The organism is Dendronalium sp. ChiSLP03b, from assembly GCF_034531165.2.
Classification (GTDB): domain Bacteria; phylum Cyanobacteriota; class Cyanobacteriia; order Cyanobacteriales; family Nostocaceae; genus Dendronalium; species Dendronalium minutum.
On the sequence record NZ_JAVRBR020000147.1, the window covers coordinates 63,501 to 84,286 of the forward strand.

Here is a 20,786-nt window from a genome sequence, read left to right on the forward strand (position 1 = left end):
AGATTGTGACGGGTGAAGCAAAACAGATTGTTTCCACAGTGAATTTTCAATCACTATTTGAATCATTACCTGGTGCATATTTGGTGTTGGCACCAGACTCACCAAAGTTCACAATTGTGGCAGTCAGCAATACTTACCTACGGACAACTAATACCAGACGAGAGGAAATTCTTGGATGCGGTATCTTTGAAATTTTTCCTGATAATCCTGACGCTCCCTTGGCGACTGGGGCGCAAAATCTGAGGCGATCGCTCTTTACAGTGCTGCAAAATCAGAATGCGGATGTCATGGCGTTGCAGAAATACGACATTCCGCGTCCAGAATCAGAAGGCGGTGGGTTTGAAGAACGGTACTGGAGTCCAGTAAATTCGCCTGTTATAGAAGCAGCTAACAAAGTCGCTTACATTATTCATCGTATCGAAGATGTGACAGAATTTGTGCAACTTCAGCAAAAGCACAACGAACAGGAGCGGGAAAATCAAGCATTGCGAGTCCGCGCTGAGGAAATGGAAGCGGAAATTTCTTCTAGAGTCCAGGAATTAAAGGAGGTCAACCGACAGGGACAAGCTGCAAATCAACCAGTAGCGGAATTAGATCGCACCAAAAACATTTTCTTGAATATTGAAACTGGACAAGTTCAGACAGTTGACGAACCAAAGGAGCAATTTTTAATTCTAGATAGCAAGTGGCGCTATACCTATGTCAACGATCGCGTAGTGGAAATAGTCGGAAAACTTAGAGAAGACTTGCTGGGCAAAAGTATCTGGGAATTGTTTCCCGATCTCGTCGGCAGTGAATTTTACACCCAAGCCCATCGGGCTGTAACCGAGCAAAGACCCGTACAATTTGAATATTTCTATCCGCTATGGAATCGCTGGTTTGAGAACCGCATCTACCCCACTAACAATGGAGTCTCAATTCTTGTAACAGAAATCAGCGAACGCGAACGAGCCGAAGCAACGCGACAGCGCAGTGAAGAACGCTACCGAGCTTTTGTTGACCAAAGTTCGGAAGCTATCTGGTGCTTTGAAACCGAATTACCATTACCGATTGACTCACCTGAAGAGGAGCAAATCGAACATTTCTATCGGCATTGCTACTTAGCAGAATGCAACCAAGTAATGGCGCAAATGTACGGCGCGTCCTCTGCTGGTGACTTGATTGGAGCAAGGGTAGCAGATTTGCTAGTACAATCAGACCCCCGTAACCTGGAGTATTTGCGTGCCTTTATTCGGTCTGGTTATCGACTGGTGAATGCGGAATCCTATGAGGTGGATCGACAGGGCAATCCAAAAGTGTTTTTAAATAATCTGGTCGGTATTATTGAGGATGGAATGCTGCTACGAGCTTGGGGTACTCAGCGCGATATTACAGATCGCAAACGAGCCGAAGCAGCATTGCAAGAAAGTGAAAAAAGATTCCGTCAGATGGCACAAACCATTCAAGATGTCTTCTGGATTACGGATTTCGATCGGCAGCAAATTCTTTATGTCAGTCCTGCCTACGAACAGATTTGGGGACAATCCTGTGAAAGTTTGTACCGCAACTTCGGGCAATGGATTGAAAGTATTCATCCAGAGGATCGAGAACTGGTGCAAAGTGCTGCCAATCAATGCATGGAAAATGGGAATTTGAGTATTGAATATCGAGTTGTGCGTCCGGATGGTTCGGTGCGGTGGGTACGCGATCGCGGTTACATCCTTCAGAATGAACCGGGACAAACTCGGCGCATCGCTGGCATTGCCGAAGATATCACCGAACGCAAACATATAGAAGCTGCTCTGCAACAAAGTACGACGATTCTCAATGCCATCAATCAAACTTCACCCACTTTGATTTATGTCAAAAACCGAGAGGGACAAATACTGATGGCAAATCCAGCAATGATTCGGTCCATCGGTAAACCAGAGACAGAAATTATTGGCAAAACTGATATTGAGTTTCACATTAATCGAACCGAAGCCGAACAGATCGTAGAGAACGATCGCCTGATTATGCAAACCGGACAATTACTGGTATTTGAAGAAATCCTGGAAGTAGCTTCAGGTAGGCGCACTTATCTTTCGACAAAATCGCCTTACCGAGATAGCCAAGGCAATATTATTGGATTAATTGGCATTGCATTTGATATTACTGCTCGCAAACAAGCCCAACAAGAACTCCAGCAAACCTTACAAACCTTAAGCACACTGATTAAAGCTTCGCCACTGCCGATTGTTGCGATCAAACTTAACATGACGGTACAGCTTTGGAATCCGGCAGCAGAGCGGTTATTTGGTTGGAGTGAAACTGAGGTTTTGGGTCAACTGATTCCAATTGTTCCAGAAGAAAAACAAGAAGAATGCCGTCAGGTAAGAGCAGCTGTGGCCAAGGGAGAAATTTTTGCTGGTGTAGAAACTTATCGCCGTAAGCGTGATGGTTCAAGGGTATTCGTTAGTATTTCAGCAGCTCCGCTCTACGATGAATCTAGCAGCATCAATGCGATCGTGCTGATTTTTCAAGATGTTACCGCCCAAAAAGCTGCCGAAGCCATCCTGCGGCAAAGTGAAGAACGCTATCGGTATTTAGCAGAATCGATCCCGCAACTAGTGTGGACTGCCAACGCTGATGGAATGCTCACCGATGTCAATCAACGCTGGTTAAAATACACGGGATTAACCCTTGCCCAAGCTCAAACCGCAGGCTGGCAAGCGATTATACATCCTGACGAACTACCTACTCTCAGCCAAAATTGGGTAGCCGCGCAACAAGCCGGTACAAACTATCGAGCCGAAGGGCGGATGCGACGAGCAGATGGGGCGTATCGCTGGCATTTGCACCAAGCGGTACCGTTGAAAAATGCCCAGGGTCAGCCAATTAAATGGTTTGGTACAGCAACAGATATCGAAAATCAAAAACAACTAGAGCAACAGCGCCAGCAGCTACTAGAACAAGAGCAACTTGCTCGTGCCGAAGCCGAAACAGCTAACCGCATCAAAGATGAATTTTTAGCTGTTTTGTCTCACGAGTTGCGATCGCCCCTTAATCCAATTTTAGGTTGGACAAGTCTATTGCGTCATGGTAGGTTAGATGCTGAAAAAACGGCTTACGCACTAAAAACCATTGAACGCAATGTAAAATTACAGGTGCAACTGATTGAAGATTTGCTCGATGTCTCTCGCATTCTGCGGGGTAAACTCAGCCTCATCATGATTCCTGTGAATTTAGCATCGACAATCGCAGCTGCTAAAGAAACTGTGCAGTTGGCGGCTCAAGCCAAATCAATTCAAATTCAGACAGTCCTCGATCCAAATATCGGGCAAGTTTTGGGAGATTCTGCTCGTCTACAGCAAGTGATTTGGAATTTATTGAGTAACGCCGTGAAATTTACTCCATCAGGCGGACGGGTGGAAATTCGGCTGTCACAGTTACTGGTGACTGGGGGACAAGAGGGACAAGGTGGACAAGGGGACAAGAAAACAAGGGGAGTAACTACAGACTTATGCCTAATCCCCATTTCCCCTAATCCCCAGAGGGGGCCCCAAGTTCCCCAATCCCTAATCCCCAACTATGCTCAAATTCAAATTAGCGATACGGGTAAAGGCATTCATCCTGACTTTTTGCCGCACGTGTTTGAGTATTTCCGTCAGGAAGATGGTGCAACCACCCGTAAGTTTGGGGGGTTGGGGTTAGGGCTGGCGATTGTCCGTCACTTAGTCGAACTACATGGTGGTACTGTTCGAGCCGAAAGTCCAGGAGAAGGGCAAGGGGCCACTTTCACTGTCAAGTTGCCGCTGTTAAAGCAGGATAAAACTATAAAAGATGAAGATAATTCTTCACCTCCCACACCTGATGCCTCACCCCTTGCTGGTATACGAGTGCTTGTAGTCGATGATGATGCGGATACAAGAGAGTTAATAGCCTTCATCTTAGAGCAGGCTGGAGGGAGCGTTACCAGAGCAGTTTCGGCGATGGAAGCACTCGAAGTTATGATACAGACTAAACCCCATGTGCTAGTAAGTGACATCGGGATGCCCGATATCGATGGCTACATGCTAATGCGACAAATTCGCGCCATGCTACCAGAACAAGGTAGCCAAATTTTAGCGATCGCTCTCACTGCCTACGCTGGGGAAATGAATCAGCAACAGGCGCTTGCCGCAGGGTTTCAATACCATATCGCTAAGCCAGTAGATGCCAACCAGTTAGTGCAAGCTATCACAAGTTTTCTGGGCGTAAAAAAGACTTAACCAAGAAATTGAAAGACAAGGGGACTTCCAAAGAAAAATATCCAATCGCATTGATGAAACAGGAGGATTATGAAAGTATTGAACGTTGGTGGGAAATAATTTTTAGTGCCTATCTTTTAGTTAGCATTCAAGCAACCTATTGTTAACTCGATCCCCAATCAAGCCCAACATATACTTCCGGGCGTTGCATAACAGTGGGATGAATTGGAGTAAGCAGGGGAAGCAGGGGGAGAATTTTAGAAGTTGCTAAATCATCCCGTAACTATGCAACATATACTTCCGAATTATCGTCCTCAACTGACTCGAATATTTCTCAACATAGTCAACATTCTAATTGGGAGTCTGGTACAACATGGAAGAGTGCTTGGAATAACCTGAGATTGATTAGTCAACCCTATATCTTTTACTGTTTAATTCGACCTTGGCTAACAGTATTTAACATTCCTGGTATGAAACGTTGCTTTTTGAAATTAATTGACTTCATGAATGATTGACTTCATGAATGATTTTCGGGCTTCTCTGGTCAGTTTTCCTCTTACTAGTTGAATATTTACTACTTTTTTATCTTCCTAAAGTAACAAAAGAAGGGTTATATCATAATATTAAAGCCCCTTTTTTAAGGGGCTTGGAGAAATCATCTATCTATAATCTTGGTTTTGAATATTACGCAGACGTGCAGCATCACGAATATTGTAGTCAGAACGAGTAAAGCGATCGAGTTGCTTTTCAAAGAAATCTCGATTGGCTTGTAGGTGTTCGGGATTGGGGTCGTCTAAAGGATGTAAAAGTGCTGTTCGCAAAGCTTGAATTACCGCAGAAGTTACACAGTACATTGACCTTTGAAAACTAATACCTAGCTGAATCAACATATCATCTTCACCACGGCAATATTTGCTATAGTAATCAACAAGATAAGGTGGCAGGAAATGCAACATGTCTTGCATTAACAATGTCGGCGGAATGCCAGCCGTACCTACTGGAAATACATCAGCATAGAGAATGCCATAGTGGAAATCTTTCTGGTCTTCTGGTATTTGACGCGCTTGAGCATTATAAGATTTTGTCCCCCGAAAAGGAGCAGTGCGGTAGAAAACAGCTTCTACATAGGGTAATGCTGCTTCATACAGCCACGTAAAACCCTTGGATTTAGGAACAATTTCGTAGCATTGACCGCGAATATAAACATGATGGTAAATCGGACGATCTGCGATCGCAAATATCCCATTGACTATAAAATTCATTGCCTCTGGAATGCTGGCGATTGTACCTTCATCATAGCGATCGGACATTTCAAAAAATACAGGTGCCATGACTTCCCAGAATAAGCCCAGATTAGCGTAGTAAGACATCTGGCGGCATTGTTCTAAAAACATATCTGGGAACAGCTTGTAAAGTCCCAGCATTACCGGGTTACCTTGGAAGTATGCTTTAATTGCCCTATCGGCATTGGCTTTGTATTCTTCAGAATCTAAGTAAGGGTCAAATTTTCCACCCATACCTCTATGCCACAGCATCGCCCGCATACAAGCTTCGGCAAATTCCATGTTAATGCGATCGTGGAACAAATGATGTAATAACTTCGGCATTTTGAAGGTTTCACCTTTCTCAAGAAATGCCAAAAGTTCTGGATGGGCAGTGGCTTCGCCGCGCCAAACTCGTAAATCGGCATCATCGCCAGCGTAATGATTATGCAGTTCTAAATACTCTTTGGGCAAGAAGTATTTAAAGAAAGGAAACGGGTCTAAAAATACATGTTCGGCAATATAAAGCAAGTCACGCCAGTAAAAGTCCATCGGCACTGCATAAGCTTTATATAAACCGATGATTTGCATTAAATTTTCTGGAGTATCCGGCAACATTGCACCGCCAGCTTCTAAGCGATGAATGACTTCAGCAAATTCATGTTTGGAAGGAGGTAATTTAGTTACTGTCATATTAATCGATAGTTGGTGTAATTAATTGTTGACGTATTTTCAAAGCATGGAAAATGTTCAAAACATCTGTAGTCAGTTGTTTTCTAATAGCCACTGACAACTGACTACTGACTATTAACTACTTGAGAGATTACGGTTTTTTCCGCTGGGAGAATTGCCGCTACCATTGCTGTAGTTGTCGGTTCACTCCAACGCACCAACCAAGTGGGTTGTATTCCCAAAAAGATGATAAAAGCTGCCAAAATTAAGGCTGGTATTTTTTCAGACCACAAGACTTTCGGATAGTAGGCTAAGTTGTTATCGAGTTTGCCAAAACAGGTGCGATTGAGGAGGATAACAAAATACACTGCGGTTAAGCCAGACGCTACTACACACAACAGTGTGGAGATGGGAAAGACAGAGAAACTACCTTGGAAGACGATAAATTCAGCGATGAATCCTGTTAAACCGGGAATACCAGCGCTAGCCATGCCGCTTAAAACTAGTAAGGCGCTAATCAAAGGTAAACCGCGTATGGGACTCATTAAGCCGTTGAGTTTATCTAACTCGCGGGTGCCGACTTTCGCTTCCACGACTCCAACTAAGTGGAAAAGAATTGCCAGGATGAGTCCGTGGCTAAACATTTGGGCGACAGCACCGACAAGTGCCAGGGAAGTACTAGCAGCACTAGCTAGCAATACATAGCCCATGTGACCGATGGAACTGTATGCTACCATGCGCTTGATATCTTTTTGGGCGATCGCAACTACTGCCCCATAAATGGTGCTAACTGCTCCCCAAATTGCCAAGGTCGGTGCGATAATGCTCCAAGTTTCAGGAAACATGCCCATACCAAACCGCAATAGTCCGTAAGTTCCTAACTTGGCTAACACCCCACCCAAAAGAATGGCAATTGGTGCTGAAGCTTCAACATAAGCATCCGGTAACCAAGTATGGAAGGGAACCAGGGGAATTTTAATTCCAAAACCTAACACTATCCCCGCTAGTAAGAGGATTTGCATTCCTGTTGATAGGGTTTGGGTAGAGACTGCATCACAAGCAAAACTGGTAGAACCAGTTAGCCACACCATACCCAAGAAGGTTGCCAGAATTAAAGCCCCCGAAACAGCGGTATAAATTAGAAACTTGATACCAGCGTAAGCCCGCTTTTCTCCTCCCCAAATGGATATCAGCAAATAGAAAGGAATTAATTCTAGTTCGTAGAACAGGAAGAATAGTAGCAAATTCTCTGCTAAAAATGCACCCGCAACGCCGCCATTCACCAATAAAATCATTGAGTAGAATAGCCGAGGGCGTTCGATTTGTTTACTACTGCTGTAAATAGCAATCCAGGTGAGTAGGCTATTTAATACCACCATCAAAATTGATAGCCCATCAACTCCTAATTGATAGCTCAAACCTAGGGTTTCATTCCAAGGAAGATATTCTTGAAATTGCATTCCTGGATTTTTGATATCAAATTTTAACAGAATAAACAAATTCCAGAGTAAGACGATTCCAGAAAAGTATAATGCTCCTAAACGAATACCATTTGCCGGAATCTTTTTAGGTAGTAATGCTATAATAGCTGCCGCGCAAATGGGGAGCAAGATTAAAACACTCAACATGGCAATTTGGAGTTTGGTAAAAGTTGATTTCTGACGGTAGACTGTTAGCGGTTAACAGTCTACTTTGATCAATGTGCAATGCTTTTGGCGTAAAAGCGTAATAGATAACTAATGAAATAAGACACAAAAGTTAACTAACTAGGCTGATTTTGCCAGTATCTAAATCGTAATAGCCACCAACTATTTTTAGTTTTTTAGCTTTGATTAATTCCGATAGCACGGATGAAGATTTAAGCGTTTCAATTTGTGCCAAAATGTTAGCTTTACAGGCCTTTTCTAATCTATCTCCTGATTGGTCTTTATAACTTTCTACATTTGGTTTAATTGCTTCTATCAATTTGCCAATTTGTCCGGGTACTGAACCACCTTTGATAGCGGCTTCTACCGCCCCACATCTTTCATGACCTACTACCAGAATTAGCTTGGATCCTAATATTAAACTACCAAACTCTAGGCTGCCAATTTGCTGTGGTGTGGCGATATTACCCGCTATACGGCAGACAAATAAATCTCCCAGACCTTGGTCAAAGACAATCTCGGAAGGAACTCGTGAATCTGCACAACCGAGAATAGAAGCAAACGGCTTTTGACCTTTGGCGACTTCCTGCAAACGTGTAAGGTTTTGGTTAGGATTTTTACGTTTTCTTTTGACAAAGCGATCGTTACCATCCAACAATTCTTGCAATGCTTTATCGGGGGTAAACTCATCTTTAGCTGGAGTTTCTTCGGCTATAACTAAGTTAGAACTAACTCCTGCTGTGACGACTCCTGTAGCGATCGCACCTGCACTGTATTTGAGTAAATTTCTTCTGGAAAGATAGTTTGTAGTCATTGGATTCTCCTTACTGGATCGAAAAAGTAGAGATTTAATTACAAAGAATTCAAGAGTCAGAATTCAGTATTCAGTATTATTTTTGGAAGGTTTGCAGATGAATATCCGGGTTTCATTTCCTTATTAATTGATTCTGAATTCTGTATTCTGGATTTTGCCTTCTAAATTCTGTATGCTTCAAAACATCAGATTTAAAAACAGATTTCCCCAGTATTGCCAAGTCAGAAATCCTCCTAATATACCTACTACTAAGAGAATTGTGAAAGCATAAAACTGCGTTTGTCCGGTAGTGCTGTACTTGAGACTTTCGCCACTGAACAGCGAAAACAAACCAACCATATTCACGATGCCATCGACTACGAAGCGGTCAATCATATCGACAAGTTTGGAAAGTTGGGCAACGCCGAAAATAATAGTCATGCGATAGAGTTTCGGCGTGTAAAAGTCGTATGCCAGCAAATCTTGTAAACCTTTCCAAGGTAGGCGAATCGGTTTAGGAATATTGCTTAAATAAATCACGCCAGTGACGCTACAACCAAAAAGAGTTGACCAAATTAACAGTAGTGCGACATCTTTGTTAAGGGTTACCCAACTGGGTAACAGTGATAAGCTTTGCAACACTAAGGGAAGATGCAGAGTAAAGCCAAGTAAAATCATCATTGGTAAAACCATCGGCCAGTGAACTTCAGGCGATCGCTCGCTCATTTGTTTAGCTTTACCGCCAAAAAGTAAAGCGAATTCTCTGGTTAAACTCACGGCTGTTAAAGCATTTACAGTTATGATTACTCCGACTAACCAAAGGTGAGTTTCCCATAGCCCATCTGCTAGTTCCATCAAGGCCCAAAAGCCACCGAGGGGAGGAAAACCAATTAATCCCAAGGTTCCCACGATAAAGGCTAAGCCCGAAATCGGGCGACGCTTCCACAATCCGCCTAATTGAGTTACGTCTTGAGTGATGCTATTCCAGATAATTCCGCCGGTACTCATCACCAGCAAAGCTGCGGCTATGGCATTAGAAAGTACCAACAACAAAGCGGCTTCGTCTTGCTGCATTCCCACAGCAATGAACACTAAACCCATGTAGGCACTTACAGAATAAGATTGGCAGCGTTTGAGATCGATTTGGGCGATCGCAATTAAAGAAGCACCCACCGCTGTCACCGCACCAATCGCCACCATCGCTGAAGAAACTATCGGCGACAAATTTAACACAGGTTGGAGTTTAATCAGCACCCACGCACCACTAGCAACTACCACCGAGTTCCGCAAAATTGTACTGGGAACAGGGCCTTCCATTGCCTCATCCAACCACAGGTGCAAGGGAAACTGGGCGCATTTACCCATCGGCCCGGCAATTAATGCTAAACCGACAAGCGTTATTACTGTTGGGTTGACGTTTGCAGTAGTCGCCCACTCTGCTAATTCTGTATAATTCCAAGTTCCAGCCAGGGGCCATAATGCCAACACCCCCATCAGTAAGAATAAGTCTCCCACCCGCTTGGTTAGAAAAGCATCTCTCGCACCCGTGACTACCAATGGCTGACTAAACCATAACCCCACTAGTAAATAGGTTCCCAGAGTCAGGACTTCCAGAATTACATAGCTGAAGAACAGGTTATTACATAGTGCCAGGGCACACAATCCCGCTTCAAACAATCCCAATAAAGAATAGAAGCGTCCCCAACCCCAGTCCATTTCCATGTAACCTATGGCATAAATCTGCGCTAGCAAATTTAAGCCAGTGACTACCGCGATCGCACCGACACTCACTGAGGAAATTTCTAATGTGATGGTCAAGTTTAAACCAGCTGTAGATAGCCAAGGAATAAATACTTCTTGGGCTGGTTGATTCCAAGTTGCTTGTAATGCTAAGGCAGCATGAACAAATGCCAAAAATGTCATTACCAAGTTGAGATAACCTGCTGGTCTTGGCCCGGTTTTATAAATTAAACCCGGCGACCAAGGCACGGCTAACAATCCACCTATTAAGGCATAGCAAGGAACTAGCCAAACAGTCTCCAATAGAAACTGAGCCATTAACTTACCTCTAGATTTTCATCAAAAATTTGCGATTTTGAATCAAGCAGCGTTGATCCCAGTCGATCCCGCTATTGCAGATATTGCAAATTTATCTTTGTTTAATTTTGTTAAAAAACAGCTTACCTTTATATTTGCCAAAAGGGAATTACTATACCTAAATAAATCTGAGATATTTACTCTAAATAATTCTTATATAACGTGACTATTTGATTACTGAATAATAACTATTATTCTTTATCTATGAATAATGTATTGGTGCAATCAATAGAAATCATTGATTTTAGCAATTGACATAAATGACAAAAGACGCAATCAGTTGCGTCTGTAAAGGTTGGCTAAATGTAATTTATATTTGGGTAGTTTTGTCAATCTGCCATTGGTATATGGCGATAGCAGGTGCGGAATTTAGTTGGCTAATGGGGGCGGGTTGCATATCTCGGTAGTCCAGCAGTTGGACGAGGATGAGGTAGGCGATCGCTAAGATAATAGAAATTGCACCTGTTATAATGGCAACTATTTTTGAGCGGTTCATAAATATTTCCTTTAAACTAATCTAAATCGGGTTCCACACCAAGCGAACGTAATTGTGCTATCAACCTTTGTGTGCGTTGTCTTTCTTGTTCAGCCCGTTGTCTTTCCTGTTCAGCCCTTTGTCTTTCTTGTTCCACAGAAGTAGATACCCAGTTGTCTGTGCCATCGTACCAGCGCAACCAAGGCTGTTCGACATCTTGATAACTGCCGTGCCACACACCCAAACCTAATTTCAGTTCCGGTATCCAAAAGCGCGATTCAGACAGGGCTACCTCAGCATAACGCCCCCCATCTAATTTAAACATCCTGAACTCATATTTGTAGCGATCAAATACAGCGTAATAGGGAACGCGCAAAATTTGTTCGTATACTTCCCATTTTCCTGGTGGTTGTTCGATATCCCGTAATGTCTGTCCTAAATCTTCAGTTTCAGTCCCAGGAGATAATAGTTCTACCACCACATAAGGATCGACTCCCTCTTGCCAAAGCACGTAACTTAAGCGTAAATGCCGTTGTTCGTAGAGACGAGGAACACCCAAGACAGCAAACCAATCTGGTCGCTTATACCACAGTGGATGCTGCGGATCGTAGTAAAGATTCAAATCGCTAGCAACAAAAATGCGATCGCTAGGGTAATTTGGTGGACAAAAAGTTTCGTCTAACAGACGAGGTTGCAGTATATGAAACTGATCGGGCAAACCTGGTTCCTCTGGGTCTTCACTAGGAAGATCGTACATGGTAGGTAAGACATCTTTTGGGGAACGTGGCGGGTCAGTTTGATACATTATCAAGCAGTCCTGACGATGAGACTCTCAGTTCTATTATGAAACTTTGTTCGTATAGCCGCGAATTCCATTATCCACATTGCTACAGACCACTTACTTACTGATATACATCGCTGCGATGGGCTATCAGCAGAATAGTAATTAGAAGTTGCGCTTCATCTATCTGATAGACAACCCGCCAGTCGACAACTCGATAACGTAAAAGTCCTGCAAAGGAACCCTTAAGCCGTTTAATATTGGGATGCTCGTAAGGATTCTCTCGCAGTTGATCGAAGCAACGATTCAGACGTTCTGCTAGCGATGCATCTACTTCCTGATAAAACTTCTGGGCTTTGCGAGTTAACAGCAGTTCATACATGGCGACGCACGCTATCAAACGGCACCACTTCCCCAGTTTCAGCTTGCTGCAAAGCTTCATGCAAAGCTTCTTCAAAACCAGGAATATTTAACAGTTCTGCCGTTGCCTCATTTTCTTCTCTTTCCTCCAGATAAGCCATAAAATCACTCACTACCCGCAGCTTTTCTGGAGACAGTCGCCGTAAACGTTTCTCGGCTTCCTGAAGAATAGCAGCATTATCTTGCTTGGATTCCATTGTCATTTATATACCTAACGCTCTTTATTATCGATTTATTTCCTTATTTATATGCTAAAAGCAGCGAGTCAACAGATTTAGCTCTAAGTTATACGATGCCAAAATCAAAAGTCTTCTAGAGCGAACTCTAAACTGGAGCAAAATAGAAAAAAGCAACGAACCATTGCTATGAAAACCAAATAAGCTATATTTGACGCAATTGAACAACTGCCAGAGCAGCACCTTGCAGAGGTGTTGCAGTATGTTCAACAAATTGCACAAAATGTTAAATCACCAACATCAAACTCATCCACCGAAAGCAGCGATCCTCTTGCAGACTTTATTGGTGCAACATCTCACGGTTCTCTAGCTGCTAACTTAGACAGCGAATTCTCTCATCTATTGTTACAGTTTGCAGGTATTCTCAGCGACGAGGAAGCAGCACAGTCGCAGTCTTTAATTTATCAGGAATTTGAGTAAATTGACTCTCATGGCAGCTCAACAATCAGCCTTTGAACCTCGGCGATGAGCCTCTGAACCTCAACGTTGCGCCTTTTATCCTCGAAGTTGCGGCTTTAAGCCTCGAAGTTGCACCTTTGAGCCTCAACGTTGCGGCTTTTATCCTCAAAGTTGCGTCTTTAAGCCTGGACATTGCGGCTTTAACCCTCGAAGTTGCGTCTTTAAGCCTCGAAATTGCGGCTTTTATCCTCAAAGTTGCGGTTTTGACTGTCGAAGTTGCGGCTTTAAGCCTCAACGAACAAATCTATCTCACTATTCCTGAACATATAAGCTTAAGCGTGTAGTAAAATTTGCTCACCTGTGTAAACTGGAACATGGCTTTAGACTTCTCCGGTCAAAATCTCCGAGGACGCAACTTCAAAGGTAGACAAGACCTTGCGGGTGCAAACTTTAGCTATGCCGACATCCGAGGGGCAAACTTCACCAACGCTAGTCTGAGAGGAGCAAACTTCAACCATGCCAAAGCAGGACTGCAACGACGTTGGGTAATTGGTTTAGTTCTTGTCTCATTCTTCTTGTCGGGATTGTTAGGATTTCTCTGGGCTTTCAATGCTTACTTAGTGTTGCAAATATTTAACTCATCCAACATAGGGAACCAGATTACGAGCTGGGTTGCTTTAATCATATTAATTGCTTTTTACTTCATCACAATCCGTCAAGGATTCACAGCTAGTTTAGGAGGCGTTGCTTTCGCTTTCGCTATCGCCGCAGCCTTTGCCTTCGCCACCGCTGGAGCCGAAGCTATCGCCATCGCTGGAGCCGGAGCCTTTGCTGGAGCTATCGCCATCGCCGGAGCTGGAGCCTTTGCCGGAGCTATTGCCATCGCTGGAGTCGGAACTTTTGCCGGAGCTATCACTAGCGCCGGAGCCGGAGCCTTTGTCGGAGCTATCGCCAGCGCCGGAGCTTTTGCCGAAGTCTTCATCTTTGTCGGAGCCTTCGCCGGAGCGATCGCCGGAGCCGGAATGTTACTGAGCATTTACATCGCTTGGCAGGCGATGAAAGGAAACGAAAAACATTCCCTAGTTCGTAATGTTGCTATTGCCTTTGCAGCTACAGGAGGTACAAGCTTTCGTAACGCTAACTTAACCAATGCTAATTTCTCCGAAGCTAGACTCAAAAGTACAGATTTCCGCAACACTATACTCACCCGTACTTGTTGGCATCAAGCCAAAATGCTTAACCGTGTTCGCCCTGGTTTCGCTTATCTGCAAAAGCCACAAGTACGTCAACTGCTGGTTACAGGACAAGGACAGAACAAAAACTTTGACCGTGAAAACCTACGAGGTATTAACTTACAAGAAGCTAACTTAGCAGATGCCAGCTTTATTGGTGCTGACTTTAGCGAAGCCAATTTACAAGATGCCGATTTGTCAAGAGCAAAGCTCAAGCAAACGCAACTAGACGGTACAGATTTAACAGGTGCAACCCTCACTGGAGCTTACATTGAAGATTGGGGTATTACAAATACAACTAAATTGCATGGGGTAAGGTGTGAATATATCTTTATGCGCTTACCCACCAAAGAAGACCCCGACCCTCTCCGCAAACCCGATAACAAGCAAGAGGTATTTGCAGACGGCGATTTTGCCGACTTTATCAAGCCAATTTTTGATACCCTCGACCTTTACCACAATCAAGGCGTTGACCCGCGTGCTGTTGCCATTGCTTTCAAAAACCTCGCACAAAACCATCCCGAAGCCGAGTTAGAAATCGTGGCAATGGAGAAGCGCGGCAATGATAAATTCTTACTCAGAGCTAAAACCGTAGCAGGTAGTGATAAATCTCAACTAAGTGCAGAATACTTTGATGACTATAATCAACTCAAAGCTTTATCGCAGAGTCAGCAATTATTGCTTGTAGAAAAAAGCGATCGCATTCGTAGTTTAGAAAATATGATAACGACTGCACTCCAGCAGCCCAAATATTATACCCAAGGAGATACCAACGTGTCTGATATCAGCGGCATCAACATTCAAGGCAGCAGTAATGTCAGCGGTATCGCTGGAGGTAGTTCTGTTGCGAATCTCGGAACCATCAGCGGCAATGTGAGTATTGCCATCAATCAATTGCCTGATTCACCAGAAGCAGATAAACCAGGAATTAAAGAATTGTTGTCGCAGTTGCAAGATGCAATTACACAGTCCTCACATTTGCCAGAAGAAGACAAAGCCGAAGCATTAGAACAGGTGAAAGCTTTAGCACAAGCAGGTCAAAATCCCCAAGAATCGACAAAGCAAAAGACTGCAAAAACAGCAATCACCATGTTGAAAGGTTTATTTTCCGGCTTACCCGCAGTTGCCACATTAGCTGAAGCTGCTAATAAATTATTGCCTGCGATCGCCAAGCTATTTGGTTTGAGCTAAAGATAAAAATTTCCCGTCCCCACTCCCTATTCCCCCTCAAATTTCTCTCCGCATCTCTACGTCTTCGCGTCTCCACATCCCCAAATTTCCACCGACTACATTACCGCTCTTTGAACTGGCACACGAGGTATTTTTGACGAAGGTCATTAAATGGTAGGTTTATCGTGGCTCAAGTTCAGAGTCAATAAACAAAGTTAATTGAGAACGGATATTGCCTTGAGGATTAAAGTTTTGAAAGTTTCAAGCGATCGCAATGCAATATCTTCAGGTCTTGTAAATTCAGTATTTCTTGCCAAAATACTCGATCCGCTCAGAAATTGAGTTTTGGACTAATGGCAAAAGTTTGTTCGAGCAGACTAAAAATCTTATTTTTAGCTGTTTAGAATCGAATTTAGCCTTTGGTGCGGTATTTACTCTATTAAAAAGCGGCAATCTTCTACAGGCTTTGACAATCAGTCTATTTCTCTCGAAAAATATCTGAACTAATTCGGAATCAAGAAACTGGCTATTGTAGATCTCTATGTTCCTGATAAAGTTAACTTCAAGACAAAAATGTTAATTATTTTTTAAAAATTGAAATGCAAAAAAATAAGACATTCAAATTAATGACAAGTAGAATTTTTCATTTGCATCGCCCGATCGGGTGAATCTAATGGGTGAAGAGCGAATTGCTTTATCAATGGTAGTGTGAGCTTATCGTCCAAAATTCGGCAAAAACTTGAGTTTTGAACTTTTTTTATTCCAAGCAATATATATCAAACCTTTGACGGAGCCTTGAACGATACATACTTGGTTATTGTTTAAGTAAGGCGCAGAGGAGACAGTTAATTTTCTAACAGGAGTGGTAGGGTGCTTAGCAACATTTTTAAATTATTTTCCGCACGTCAGTTGCCAATTACCTTTTTTGGCTTACTTTTTACCCTTGGTATTGTGGGTGAGCAGACTAGGCCCGTGCTGAGTAACGAAATACAAAAGGTACCGACATCCGCCACATTGACTACCAATTTCTCAGAATCGACAAATCAAAGTGAAGAAAGTGACAATAGTAACAAAACTCCTCTGTTGTCGCAGTTAAGAGAAGTTAGAGAGCAGAGAAGTCAACTGCGTATGGCTTCTTTTGATAGTGAGGCTTATGTCAGTGAGAATCTAGAAGAGAACTTTCAACAGCAGCCAGAACTAGTTTCTTCTGCAACTTTATCGAAGAATGTAAAAGCAACACCCACAACCACGACAGCAATGGTTGTGGACAATCAAAAAGCTACAAAAGAGCCAGGAGTTAAGCCAAGAGCGAATTTCCCTACAAAAGATGGGGTTTATCTCTATGGTCAATCACCACAACCAAATCAGCTTGGCCAAGGATATGTCCTATTTCAAAAGCAGCAGGGTAAGGTAACAGGTGCATTATATATGCCCCAGTCAGAGTTTAGCTGCTTCCAGGGCACACTGGACAAATCAGGAGAGTTGGCAATGACGGTTACTGGCTCACCAGATGAAAGCAATTCCAATGATGTCGCTACAGCCAATAGACTACCTAGCTTTAATGAAGATGAGCTAAACACCTATGCTTACTCGGTAGCACTGCAAGATTATCATCGGCTCAATTCTATTAGTACTAATGACCAACGCATGTTGCAGATGTGTAATCAATCTTCCGCAGGTATCTACACAAAGCTAGTCAAGTAAAAGACTTTCAAGAACTGGTGACTGATGGCTGATGAATGATGAATTATGGATTTTAACTGTTTTCATAACTCGTCATTTATCATTAGTCAATAATTATTTAAGCGGACATGATATCAGTTGTCCGCTTAAATAATTATTGCGAATGCAACAATTGCTTTGTTCCACTCGCAATGACATATAATAAGTGACTTGCCGGACATGATATGACAACTAACATCAATACTCAATCCCTGGTTGCGCTTTAACACCTTGATCGCGAAAAGGATGCTTAACTAGAGTCATTTCTGTCACTAAGTCGGCTCGCTCAATTATTGCGGGTGGTGCGCCTCTACCTGTAAGAATAACGTGTTTGTTAGGTGGTTTTTCTGCTAGGCCAGCTAACACTTCTTCAACTTCTAAATAACCCATTTTGAAAGCAATATTGATTTCATCCAACAGCACTAGCTGAAAGTCAGGATTGCGGATGTATTCTAATGATTTTTCCCAAGCAGCGTTGGCTTTGTCAAGGTCGCGATCGCGGTCTTGGGTTTCCCAGGTAAAGCCTTCACCCATAGCGTGAAATTCTAGCTGGTCTTGCCAATGGCTGAAAACCGCTTTTTCAGCAGGTTCCCAGCCTCCTTTAATAAATTGGACGATCGCTACTTTATATCCATGACCAAGCGATCGTAACACCATCCCCAACGCCGCAGTAGTTTTGCCTTTACCGTTACCAGTATTTACAATAATTAATCCTTTTTCTGGCACAGCTTGTGCTATCCGCCGCTCCTGCACTTCTTTACGTCGCTGCATTTTCTGGCGGTACTGCTCATCGGTTAGCTCAGGTAGATTTGAGGACATTACTTCGTCAATTAAACGTTCAATCTCTTTATCTGAGTTTAACTCTTCTGGTGTATCGCTTTTCATTAACCTATAGGGATACTGAAAATAACTGTTACAACTGAATACAAGCAAGCACAATTTTGTTGTTTATACAATTTTACATAAAGTGTTTTTTGTAAATGTCCAGCAATATCACTTTGAAAAACGTTGATACTGTAATAGCTTTTTTATCATTATTTTTAGATCGAGAGGCAAAACTATATGATATACAAACCTGAGGGGGCGGCATGAAAGCTAAAAGGTAGACAAAATAAGCTCCATAGCCCTCATATCTCGTAAATAATACTCTAATTTGATACGATTTAATCTTATTAAGCTTTGAACAATACCCCAGTAATTATCTATGAAACTCACCCAAGTTTGACTATATAAACCAACATAAAAACTGCTATGTCTTCTTGTCAATCGTCCATATTCTTTGACTCTAGCAACATATTTTTGAATGCCAATACGCTTAATTTTCTGTCCTTAAAAGGTGGCCATACTATAAATAAAAGATATTAGTAAAATTCTAGAGGGGAGACAGGCGCTCCACAGCCAATACAGTTCGGTTAAGCTCTAAGCGGTATTGAGTATAGAAAAAGTGAGTGTTTCTAATTTTGCTCCTTGACCAATATGTATCGGCTTGTTTGAAGGAAACTTAGCTCTAGTTTTTTTGACAACACGGGGATTACTTCTTCCTTCGGGTTCTGGAATCTGCTCATCCAAAATTTCCCTTACAAGCCAGGTGAAAAAAAGGGTATTTCTTCAGGTTGTAGACGTTGAAATTTGGGAACAGCCCGACGGACAATATTAAGCGTCCCAGAAAAGCTCAATCGGAAAGGAGATATTTGAGCGCGATCGGCAACTTGGAACATGAGGGAGCGCACAGCTCAATGTCCAGGAAGCTAGCCATAAATCTCCTGAACAACTTCACGTGGATTGAAAGAACGAATCAGAGTTTTGCGTCCTAAAAGATGAACTCCAAATACCCTTGCATTCGTCACAGTATCTGGAATATCAAATTTAGTCTAGGTTTCTGGGTTTGGCTCTGTATCATTATTTTTGGGAAATGGTATCAGAGGGTCTGTGGTTACGGGACTCGGCTTGGGTTTCGAGATAGCTGTTTCTGTCTGGGCTATGGCTTGCTCATCTAGTAAGGAAGCATCTGCAAGTGTGCTTAATGGGTTGAGGTTGAAGCTTGAGAGCGCTTGCTGTGTTATTGATTGCTACAGACTTTTAGTACATAACGACAGCAAGACAATTAATAGCCTTTGCCTAGTTTAGAATTAGCTAATCTATAATTTTTAATTTGCTGAGGTAGCTTTTCTAATCGCTGCAAAATTACTTCAGTAGTTGCTGGACGTTGGTTGAAGAACTATATTAGAAGGCTTTATATCTCGATGAAAAAAATTGCAACGGTGTACTTCATGAAGAATTTTAACTAGTTGTTTCAACCATCCCCTACAACATAAATCAAGTACAGCAAGCAGATAAAAATTAGTTTGCCTAATAGCAATTGCTGCTTGCTGTTTTTAGCTCACCAATTTTACATCTTGCCGTGTTGCATCACTTCTTGCAGATGATGGCGAATTTGTTGTGCTTGCTCCATATCAGATTGCCGTAATTTTTGGAACAATTCTACACAAGGCTGAGAGTTAGCTTCTTGTGCATCCTTGATATAAGTATCGTATGCCTTCACAGCTTCAGCTTTATTGTGCAACACAGTAATAAAATCGTACTCTAGGTTGCTAATGGGTTCTTGAGAATGTCCGTTACCTGTAGTCATAAATTTTCCCTGTCTAAGGTTTCTGATTAATTTTTACTTACTTGAATAGAGTTATTCATCTCCCCAAAAGCGTAGAAAAAAACACAAAGGCTGCTTACGCAGCCTCAATCAATAGTAGTTCTAGATTGCGACTCATGGCTGAGTTTATCTAGCTAAAGAATGACCATCTATTGGCTTATTTGTAACAGAGAAACCCATGTATCGTTCACAAACTAGAACTTCATATGAAGAATCACACAACGGTGGTATGAAAATATCTCTTCCCCACTCCCTTGTACAGACGCGTAGACGCTCGTAAGAGCGGCTTCTCGTAAGAGTATAATCGCGTCTCAACTCAGCACTTTTACCCTAAAGGTTGATGCTCATCATAATGACGTGAATACTGAAATTCCAGTTCGTTGTGCCGTTCTTGACTTCCTTTATGGACAATAGGGCATAACTTGGTGTTTGCACTTATGCAATCCATGTGTGGGGTTTTAGCACACACTATTAATAACCCACCCAGAATTAATAATAAGCCACAAATTGCAGCCGTATGAATTCCTGAAATTTCTAACGCACCGTGAACAACTACTTCCCGTAGTACAGATACAATTGTGACTTCAACTGCTACCCCAACAGCAATGCTATGCTCTTGCAAATAAACCATTAAAAGTCGAAATAACTCAACCAAAATCAACACAAATAGTATTTTTGCAGTCACAGCTTTGTAGTCTAGTGGCTGCGTGAGGGCAATAAGTATTCCCCACAACTGTAGCAGCATGACGGCAAATAAACCCAAACAGAGGATAATCACAATTAGGTCTTGAAAAGCCTCCATGTTGCGAACAATTGCATGGCGATCGAGCCAGCGATCGCAAAATAAAAATCGACTCTTGAAGCGCTTTTGCATGTACGTTTCCATTTCAATTGGGACTAGTTCATTGGACAAAAGGGTGTAAGGGTGTGAGGGTGTAAGGGTCTTAATCACCTACACCCCTACACCCCATACCCCTCCTGAAACCACACCAGCCAATTCACCCAATAATCTTATGTTACGCAATC

At 42.6% G+C, this 20,786-nt stretch carries 18 protein-coding genes and 1 pseudogene; 5 read left to right on the plus strand and 14 right to left on the minus strand.

Annotated features, from left to right (window positions below):
- The first annotated feature begins 5 nt into the window (after positions 1–5).
- Positions 6–4,229, plus strand: coding sequence for a PAS domain S-box protein (locus tag RMY31_RS33800; protein ID WP_322658317.1), 4,224 nt, complete (start codon positions 6–8; stop codon positions 4,227–4,229).
- A 638-nt stretch (positions 4,230–4,867) separates the two neighbouring features.
- Here RMY31_RS33800 and RMY31_RS33805 read toward each other — a convergent pair.
- The 8 genes from RMY31_RS33805 to RMY31_RS33840 form a co-directional block, all read right to left on the minus strand.
- Positions 4,868–6,163, minus strand: a complete 1,296-nt coding sequence (locus RMY31_RS33805; protein WP_322658316.1) for a CO2 hydration protein — start codon at positions 6,161–6,163, stop codon at positions 4,868–4,870.
- A 104-nt stretch (positions 6,164–6,267) separates the two neighbouring features.
- The gene (locus tag RMY31_RS33810; RefSeq protein ID WP_322658315.1) at positions 6,268–7,770 is read right to left on the minus strand and encodes an NADH-quinone oxidoreductase subunit M; all 1,503 of its coding nucleotides are present in this window, start codon (positions 7,768–7,770) and stop codon (positions 6,268–6,270) included.
- Between the two features lie 130 nt (positions 7,771–7,900).
- A complete protein-coding gene (locus RMY31_RS33815) occupies positions 7,901–8,602 on the minus strand; it encodes a carbonic anhydrase (protein WP_322658314.1) in 702 nt (233 codons plus the stop codon).
- A gap of 177 nt (positions 8,603–8,779) precedes the next feature.
- The gene (locus tag RMY31_RS33820) at positions 8,780–10,639 is read right to left on the minus strand and encodes an NAD(P)H-quinone oxidoreductase subunit F (RefSeq protein ID WP_322658313.1); all 1,860 of its coding nucleotides are present in this window, start codon (positions 10,637–10,639) and stop codon (positions 8,780–8,782) included.
- A 349-nt stretch (positions 10,640–10,988) separates the two neighbouring features.
- Positions 10,989–11,174 carry a hypothetical protein gene (locus RMY31_RS33825; protein WP_322658312.1) on the minus strand — a complete coding sequence of 62 codons (186 nt, stop codon included), beginning with the start codon at positions 11,172–11,174 and terminating at the stop codon, positions 10,989–10,991.
- 16 nt (positions 11,175–11,190) lie between these two features.
- A complete protein-coding gene (locus RMY31_RS33830; RefSeq protein ID WP_409879235.1) occupies positions 11,191–11,958 on the minus strand; it encodes a Uma2 family endonuclease in 768 nt (255 codons plus the stop codon).
- Between the two features lie 97 nt (positions 11,959–12,055).
- Positions 12,056–12,316 carry a type II toxin-antitoxin system RelE family toxin gene (locus RMY31_RS33835; protein ID WP_409879237.1) on the minus strand — a complete coding sequence of 87 codons (261 nt, stop codon included), beginning with the start codon at positions 12,314–12,316 and terminating at the stop codon, positions 12,056–12,058.
- Complete coding sequence (locus RMY31_RS33840; protein WP_322658309.1) at positions 12,309–12,557, minus strand: hypothetical protein; 249 nt, start codon at positions 12,555–12,557, stop codon at positions 12,309–12,311. Before RMY31_RS33840 ends, RMY31_RS33835 begins: the two co-directional genes overlap by 8 nt.
- 225 nt (positions 12,558–12,782) lie before the next feature.
- On the opposite strand from RMY31_RS33840, the gene RMY31_RS33845 reads away from it, so the two are divergent.
- The 4 genes from RMY31_RS33845 to RMY31_RS33860 all read left to right on the plus strand — a co-directional run bounded on the left by RMY31_RS33845 (position 12,783) and on the right by RMY31_RS33860 (position 17,095).
- A complete protein-coding gene (locus RMY31_RS33845) occupies positions 12,783–13,010 on the plus strand; it encodes a hypothetical protein (protein WP_322658308.1) in 228 nt (75 codons plus the stop codon).
- Positions 13,011–13,042: 32 nt separating this feature from the next.
- The gene (locus RMY31_RS33850; protein ID WP_322658307.1) at positions 13,043–13,333 is read left to right on the plus strand and encodes a hypothetical protein; all 291 of its coding nucleotides are present in this window, start codon (positions 13,043–13,045) and stop codon (positions 13,331–13,333) included.
- Positions 13,334–13,363: 30 nt separating this feature from the next.
- Positions 13,364–15,412 carry a pentapeptide repeat-containing protein gene (locus RMY31_RS33855; protein ID WP_409879239.1) on the plus strand — a complete coding sequence of 683 codons (2,049 nt, stop codon included), beginning with the start codon at positions 13,364–13,366 and terminating at the stop codon, positions 15,410–15,412.
- Between the two features lie 849 nt (positions 15,413–16,261).
- On the plus strand, positions 16,262–17,095 hold the full coding sequence (locus tag RMY31_RS33860; RefSeq protein WP_322658680.1) for a hypothetical protein: 834 nt from the start codon (positions 16,262–16,264) through the stop codon (positions 17,093–17,095).
- A 216-nt stretch (positions 17,096–17,311) separates the two neighbouring features.
- Here the strand turns inward: RMY31_RS33860 and cobO are convergent, their stop codons facing one another.
- The 6 genes and pseudogenes from cobO to RMY31_RS33890 all read right to left on the minus strand — a co-directional run bounded on the left by cobO (position 17,312) and on the right by RMY31_RS33890 (position 20,634).
- Entirely contained in the window at positions 17,312–17,998 is a 687-nt protein-coding gene (gene cobO, locus RMY31_RS33865) for a cob(I)yrinic acid a,c-diamide adenosyltransferase (RefSeq protein WP_322658679.1), read from the minus strand.
- Between the two features lie 210 nt (positions 17,999–18,208).
- Positions 18,209–18,496 (minus strand): annotated as a pseudogene (locus RMY31_RS33870) (IS4 family transposase); the annotation flags it as partial.
- Positions 18,497–18,532: 36 nt separating this feature from the next.
- Positions 18,533–18,682 carry a hypothetical protein gene (locus RMY31_RS33875; protein ID WP_322658678.1) on the minus strand — a complete coding sequence of 50 codons (150 nt, stop codon included), beginning with the start codon at positions 18,680–18,682 and terminating at the stop codon, positions 18,533–18,535.
- A gap of 8 nt (positions 18,683–18,690) precedes the next feature.
- The gene (locus RMY31_RS33880) at positions 18,691–18,843 is read right to left on the minus strand and encodes a hypothetical protein (RefSeq protein WP_409879242.1); all 153 of its coding nucleotides are present in this window, start codon (positions 18,841–18,843) and stop codon (positions 18,691–18,693) included.
- 659 nt (positions 18,844–19,502) lie between these two features.
- Entirely contained in the window at positions 19,503–19,742 is a 240-nt protein-coding gene (locus tag RMY31_RS33885) for a hypothetical protein (protein WP_322658676.1), read from the minus strand.
- A 343-nt stretch (positions 19,743–20,085) separates the two neighbouring features.
- Positions 20,086–20,634, minus strand: coding sequence for a phosphate-starvation-inducible PsiE family protein (locus RMY31_RS33890; protein ID WP_322658675.1), 549 nt, complete (start codon positions 20,632–20,634; stop codon positions 20,086–20,088).
- Positions 20,635–20,786 lie beyond the last annotated feature (152 nt).